Origin of the sequence: Planococcus sp. ISL-110 (assembly GCF_018613575.1) — a bacterium.
Taxonomy (GTDB): domain Bacteria; phylum Bacillota; class Bacilli; order Bacillales_A; family Planococcaceae; genus Planococcus.
Genome location: NZ_JAGGPX010000023.1, coordinates 1 through 5,082, shown reverse-complemented (window position 1 = coordinate 5,082; position 5,082 = coordinate 1). Strand labels below are relative to the sequence as shown.

The window sequence follows — 5,082 nt, the reverse complement described above, 5'->3', positions numbered from 1 at the left end:
ATGTTTTTGCAAGCTTTTTCATTAAAAACTTTTCCTTATTCTTTCAAAACTGGATAAACGACATCGAACAATTGAAACGCTTCACAATACATAGTTTGGTTAAGTCCTCGATCGATTAGTATTCGTCAGCTGCACATGTCGCCACGCTTCCACCTCGAACCTATCTACCTCATCGTCTTTGAGGGATCTTACTTGCTTGCGCAATGGGAAATCTCATCTTGAGGGGGGCTTCGTGCTTAGATGCTTTCAGCACTTATCCCGGCCACACATAGCTACCCAGCGATGCCCTTGGCAGAACAACTGGTACACCAGCGGTGTGTCCATCCCGGTCCTCTCGTACTAAGGACAGCTCCTCTCAAATTTCCTGCGCCCGCGACGGATAGGGACCGAACTGTCTCACGACGTTCTGAACCCAGCTCGCGTACCGCTTTAATGGGCGAACAGCCCAACCCTTGGGACCGACTACAGCCCCAGGATGCGATGAGCCGACATCGAGGTGCCAAACCTCCCCGTCGATGTGGACTCTTGGGGGAGATAAGCCTGTTATCCCCGGGGTAGCTTTTATCCGTTGAGCGATGGCCCTTCCATGCGGAACCACCGGATCACTAAGCCCGTCTTTCGACCCTGCTCGACCTGTACGTCTCGCAGTCAAGCTCCCTTCTGCCTTTACACTCTGCGAATGATTTCCAACCATTCTGAGGGAACCTTTGGGCGCCTCCGTTACTCTTTAGGAGGCGACCGCCCCAGTCAAACTGCCCGCCTGACACTGTCTCCCATCCCGATCAGGGATGTGGGTTAGAATTTCAATACAACCAGGGTAGTATCCCACTGACGCCTCCTCCGAAGCTGGCGCTCCGGGCTCTAAGGCTCCTACCTATCCTGTACAAGTTGCACCAAAATTCAATATCAGGCTACAGTAAAGCTCCACGGGGTCTTTCCGTCCTGTCGCGGGTAACCTGCATCTTCACAGGTACTATAATTTCACCGAGTCTCTCGTTGAGACAGTGCCCAGATCGTTACGCCTTTCGTGCGGGTCGGAACTTACCCGACAAGGAATTTCGCTACCTTAGGACCGTTATAGTTACGGCCGCCGTTTACTGGGGCTTCAGTTCGCACCTTCGCTTGCGCTAAGCACTCCCCTTAACCTTCCAGCACCGGGCAGGCGTCAGCCCCTATACGTCACCTTACGGTTTTGCAGAGACCTGTGTTTTTGCTAAACAGTCGCCTGGGCCTATTCACTGCGGCTCTCTCGGGCTATACACCCTACCAGAGCACCCCTTCTCCCGAAGTTACGGGGTCATTTTGCCGAGTTCCTTAACGAGAGTTCACTCGCTCACCTTAGAATTCTCTTCTCGCCTACCTGTGTCGGTTTGCGGTACGGGCACCTCCCGCCTCGCTAGAGGCTTTTCTTGGCAGTGTGAAATCAGGGACTCCGAGGCTAGGCCTCTTGCCATCACAGCTCAACGTATCAGGAATGGGATTTGCCTCATTCCACGCCTCACTGCTTGGACGTGCACAACCAACGGCACGCTCTCCTTATCCTTCTGCGTCCCCCCATTGCTCAAACGGCGGGGAGGTGGTACAGGAATATCAACCTGTTGTCCATCGTCTACGCCTATCGGCCTCGACTTAGGTCCCGACTAACCCTGAGCGGACGAGCCTTCCTCAGGAAACCTTAGGCATTCGGTGGACGGGATTCTCACCCGTCTTTCGTTACTCATACCGGCATTCTCACTTCTAAGCGCTCCACCAGTCCTTCCGGTCTGACTTCAACGCCCTTAGAACGCTCTCCTACCACGGATCTCTAACGAGATCCATCCACAGCTTCGGTAATCCGTTTAGCCCCGGTACATTTTCGGCGCAGTGTCACTCGACCAGTGAGCTATTACGCACTCTTTAAATGATGGCTGCTTCTAAGCCAACATCCTGGTTGTCTAAGCAACGCCACATCCTTTTCCACTTAACGGATATTTGGGGACCTTAGCTGGTGGTCTGGGCTGTTTCCCTCTTGACTACGGATCTTATCACTCGCAGTCTGACTCCCAAGCATAAATCACTGGCATTCGGAGTTTGTCTGAATTCGGTAACCCGGGATGGGCCCCTAGTCCAAACAGTGCTCTACCTCCAGGATTCTCAATCTTGAGGCTAGCCCTAAAGCTATTTCGGAGAGAACCAGCTATCTCCAGGTTCGATTGGAATTTCTCCGCTACCCACACCTCATCCCCGCACTTTTCAACGTGCGTGGGTTCGGGCCTCCAGTAAGTGTTACCTTACCTTCACCCTGGACATGGGTAGATCACCTGGTTTCGGGTCTACAACTGCATACTCTGGCGCCCTATTCAGACTCGCTTTCGCTGCGGCTCCGCCTTCTCGGCTTAACCTTGCATGCAATCGTAACTCGCCGGTTCATTCTACAAAAGGCACGCCATCACCCATTAACGGGCTTTGACTACTTGTAGGCACACGGTTTCAGGATCTATTTCACTCCCCTTCCGGGGTGCTTTTCACCTTTCCCTCACGGTACTGGTTCACTATCGGTCACTAGGAAGTATTTAGCCTTGGGAGATGGTCCTCCCGGATTCCGACGGAATTTCACGTGTTCCGCCGTACTCAGGATCCACTCTGGAGGGGCAGGGTTTTCGGCTACGGGGCTATTACCCGCTGCGGCGGACCGTTCCAGGTCGCTTCGCCTAATCCTGCCTTTTGTAACTCCGTATAGAGTGTCCTACAACCCCAAGAGGCAAGCCTCTTGGTTTGGGCTGATCCCGTTTCGCTCGCCGCTACTCAGGGAATCGCATTTGCTTTCTCTTCCTCCAGGTACTTAGATGTTTCAGTTCCCTGGGTCTGCCTTCTCATGTGCTATCAATTCACACATGGATACTGCCCGATTAAAGGCAGCGGGTTCCCCCATTCGGAAATCTCCGGATCACAGCTCACTTACAGCTCCCCGAAGCATATCGGTGTTAGTGCCGTCCTTCTTCGGCTCCTAGTGCCAAGGCATCCACCGTGCGCCCTTTCTAACTTAACCAATGGTCAATTAAAAAGTTGTGGCCCAAAGGCCACGCGTACATGAATTGCTTCAATTTGTTTCAATGTCGTTTTATCCAGTTTTCAAAGAACAAGTTTGAAAGTCACAAAAAAAGGCGTTGCTGAAGGTGAACCTTCAAAACTGAACGCAAAACGTCAACCCCGGAAGCGCAAGCGCTCCGGTTCCGAATTTATCCTTAGAAAGGAGGTGATCCAGCCGCACCTTCCGATACGGCTACCTTGTTACGACTTCACCCCAATCATCCGTCCCACCTTCGGCGGCTGGCTCCACAAGGGTTACCTCACCGACTTCGGGTGTTACAAACTCTCGTGGTGTGACGGGCGGTGTGTACAAGGCCCGGGAACGTATTCACCGTGGCATGCTGATCCACGATTACTAGCGATTCCGGCTTCATGCAGGCGAGTTGCAGCCTGCAATCCGAACTGAGAACGGTTTTCTGGGATTGGCTCCCCCTCGCGGGTTTGCAGCCCTTTGTACCGTCCATTGTAGCACGTGTGTAGCCCAGGTCATAAGGGGCATGATGATTTGACGTCATCCCCACCTTCCTCCGGTTTGTCACCGGCAGTCACCTTAGAGTGCCCAACTGAATGCTGGCAACTAAGATCAAGGGTTGCGCTCGTTGCGGGACTTAACCCAACATCTCACGACACGAGCTGACGACAACCATGCACCACCTGTCACCGCTGTCCCCGAAGGGAAAGGCGTATCTCTACACCGGGCAGCGGGATGTCAAGACCTGGTAAGGTTCTTCGCGTTGCTTCGAATTAAACCACATGCTCCACCGCTTGTGCGGGCCCCCGTCAATTCCTTTGAGTTTCAGCCTTGCGGCCGTACTCCCCAGGCGGAGTGCTTAATGCGTTAGCTGCAGCACTAAGGGGCGGAAACCCCCTAACACTTAGCACTCATCGTTTACGGCGTGGACTACCAGGGTATCTAATCCTGTTTGCTCCCCACGCTTTCGCGCCTCAGCGTCAGTTACAGACCAGAAAGTCGCCTTCGCCACTGGTGTTCCTCCACATCTCTACGCATTTCACCGCTACACATGGAATTCCACTTTCCTCTTCTGCACTCAAGTTCTCCAGTTTCCAATGACCCTCCACGGTTGAGCCGTGGGCTTTCACATCAGACTTAAAGAACCGCCTGCGCGCGCTTTACGCCCAATAATTCCGGACAACGCTTGCCACCTACGTATTACCGCGGCTGCTGGCACGTAGTTAGCCGTGGCTTTCTGGTGAGGTACCGTCAAGGTACCAGTAGTTAGCTGGTACGTGTTCTTCCCTCACAACAGAGTTTTACGATCCGAAAACCTTCGTCACTCACGCGGCGTTGCTCCGTCAGACTTTCGTCCATTGCGGAAGATTCCCTACTGCTGCCTCCCGTAGGAGTCTGGGCCGTGTCTCAGTCCCAGTGTGGCCGATCACCCTCTCAGGTCGGCTACGCATCGTCGCCTTGGTAGGCCATTACCCCACCAACTAGCTAATGCGCCGCGGGCCCATCCTGCAGTGACAGCCGAAACCGTCTTTCCGTGCAGCCTCAGGAGAGGCCGCAAACTATTCGGTATTAGCACCGGTTTCCCGGAGTTATCCCGATCTGCAGGGCAGGTTGCCCACGTGTTACTCACCCGTCCGCCGCTAAACCAAATGGAGCAAGCTCCAATGGTTCCGCTCGACTTGCATGTATTAGGCACGCCGCCAGCGTTCGTCCTGAGCCAGGATCAAACTCTCCATTATAGAGAACATTTGACTGCTCTTAACTTGCTGGCGTATCGCCGTCCGAAGACGCACGATTCGCTTTGATCTGCATAACGCTGATCAGTAAGTTGTGCGCGGGCCGCGTTCAACGGCCGTTGCTGTTTGTTGACGTTTTGCTGTTCAGTTTTCAAGGTTCAGTTTGTTGCCGCCGTTTCATTTATGTTGTTCGTTGTTGCTTGGCGACTTTTACTATATTAAAGCATGTTTATATTCCTGTCAACACTTTCTCGAAAGTTTTTCTTGAAACTCTTCTTTTCCTTCTGTATTCCTCATTTCTAAATC

2 rRNA genes are annotated in these 5,082 nt (G+C 53.0%); both read right to left on the bottom strand.

What is annotated here, in order from left to right:
- Positions 1–95: 95 nt before the first annotated feature.
- Positions 96–3,028: ribosomal RNA gene (locus tag J7I83_RS14355) — 23S ribosomal RNA — on the bottom strand.
- A gap of 200 nt (positions 3,029–3,228) precedes the next feature.
- Positions 3,229–4,779: ribosomal RNA gene (locus J7I83_RS14350) — 16S ribosomal RNA — on the bottom strand.
- The 16S and 23S rRNA genes sit together here, the layout of an rRNA operon.
- Positions 4,780–5,082: the final 303 nt, after the last annotated feature.